A 726-nucleotide genomic window follows, 5' to 3' on the forward strand; every position below is an offset into this window, starting at 1 on the left:
CGATGCTTCGGGCGCCGGCAGAACCGCCGCTGGCGTTCCAGGCCTCCATGACCTGGCTGAGCTTGACCACACGTTCGCCGTCGGGCTCATTCGCTGAAGCCTGCCAATGCCTGTAGCTGCTGCGATGGATGTCAAAAGTCTGGCACAACACAGCGACCGGATATCGCGCTCTCAGCCTGTCGACTACCGTGAACCGTTGAGTGCGTCCGACATTAAGAGCGCCGTAGCCTTTTTTAGGATTTCGTTCTCCATTTCAAGGCGCTGAACCTTTTTCTTCATTTCGCGCAGCTCGAGCTGTTCGGGCGTCAGAGGAAGCCCTGCGGGCGTTTTCCCCTGGCGCTCAAGTCGCAGCTTATTAACCCAACGGGTGATAGCCGAAAGGCTGACGTTAACCGCTTCTGCCGCCTTAACGTAGGTATAGCCGTGGTCGACAACCAGTTTTGCTGCTTCGAGCTTAAATTCTGCCGTGAAATGTTTTGCCATTGGGTCACCTGTGGTGTTGGGGAGGTGAGAATATCACCTTCCGATCAGGTGGCCAGTATCAGTGTGCCACTACAAGATGCAGAGGCCAAGCGAGACCTTGTCTTAATTGGGACTGTCCTAAGAAGCTTTCCTCGGATGGCTCAGGTTTTAAAACAAAATGGTAGCGTCGCTGAGCACACCCTAAATAAGCGTCAGAGGGGGGGGGGCTAAATAATGAGAGAAATCACCAACAGCCTCTACGCG

The 726-nt window shown here is 54.4% G+C and carries 1 protein-coding gene; it reads right to left on the reverse strand.

Annotated elements, in window-relative coordinates; genetic code table 11:
- Positions 1–183: 183 nt before the first annotated feature.
- Positions 184–483: a transposase gene (locus C5B90_RS19970; protein WP_115862233.1), complete on the reverse strand. Its 300-nt coding sequence runs from the start codon at positions 481–483 to the stop codon at positions 184–186.
- Positions 484–726 lie beyond the last annotated feature (243 nt).

Source organism: Haloferax sp. Atlit-12N (assembly GCF_003383095.1).
Taxonomy (GTDB): domain Archaea; phylum Halobacteriota; class Halobacteria; order Halobacteriales; family Haloferacaceae; genus Haloferax.

Coding starts and splice junctions, on each gene's coding strand:
- C5B90_RS19970 (WP_115862233.1), bottom strand. CDS start 483: ATGGCAAAACATTTCACGGCAGAATTTAAGCTCGAAGCAGCAAAACTG.